Source organism: Falsiroseomonas oryzae (genome assembly GCF_027856955.1).
Classification (GTDB): Bacteria; Pseudomonadota; Alphaproteobacteria; order Acetobacterales; family Acetobacteraceae; genus Falsiroseomonas; species Falsiroseomonas oryzae.
Map to the genome: position 1 here is coordinate 1 of NZ_JAPSMD010000883.1, position 957 is coordinate 957.

Annotated in this window: 1 pseudogene; it reads left to right on the plus strand. The window is 77.8% G+C overall.

Annotation, left to right across the window (positions count from 1 at the left end):
* Nucleotides 1–153: 153 nt before the first annotated feature.
* A pseudogene (locus OZN99_RS32435) lies at nucleotides 154–957 on the plus strand (hypothetical protein); the annotation flags it as partial.

Here is a 957-nt window from a genome sequence, read left to right on the forward strand (position 1 = left end):
CGCGCTCGGCGAAGCGGACGAGCAGCTGGTCGGCCGCCTCCGGGTCGAAGGGGCGCGGCAGCCGCGCGGCGTCGAGCGGGGCGGCGGCGCCCCAGGTGGCTGGCGCGGCGGGTGCCGCCCCTCGGGTCTTGGGCATCCGGCAGGAGGGAAGCGGTGAGGCGGGCCGCCGGTCAAGTGGCCCGCGGCGCGCATCGCATCGCGCATTGGACCCTGGGCGCGGCGATCCTGGTGCTGTTGGCGCTCGCCGTGCTCGGCTGGCGGCTGGCGCAGGGGCCGATCGCGATGCCGCAGATCGCCCGCGCCATCGAGGCGGAGGCCAATGCGCCGGACGCCGAAACCCGTCTGGAGGTCGGCCGGGCCGCCATCGGCTGGGATGGCTGGCGCAGCACGGGGCTGACGCCGCTGCAGCTCCGCCTCTCCGACGTGCGGCTGCTCGGCCGCGACGGCACGGTGCGCGCGGAGCTGCCGGAAGCCGGCGTCAGCCTCTCCATCCCCTGGCTGCTGCGCGGCGAGATCGCGCCACGCCGGCTGGAGCTGCAGTCCCCGGCGCTGCATCTGCGCCGCGCGGCAGATGGTCGCGTCTCCATCCTGCTCGGCCGGACGGACAGGGCACCGGCGGACGCGCCGCCCGGCGTGACGCCGCTCGAGGGGCTGCTGGCCGAGCTGATGCGCCCGCCCAACGACGAGACGCCGCTCGGCGCGCTTGCCTGGCTCGGGATCTCCGGGGCGCGCGTGACGGTGGAGGATGCGGCGCTCGGCGCGACATGGTCGCTGGACGACGCGGCGATCGAGCTGCGGCGCCTGCCGGCCGGCGGCGTCAGCGGCCGCGGCCAGGCGATGCTCCATCTCGGGGCGGCTCGCGTGCCGCTCTCCGGCGGCGGCGAGGCGAGCGGGAGCCCCATGCGGGCGGCGCTGCGGCTCTCGCTGCCGGAGCTGCATCCTGCGGCGCTGGCCGGC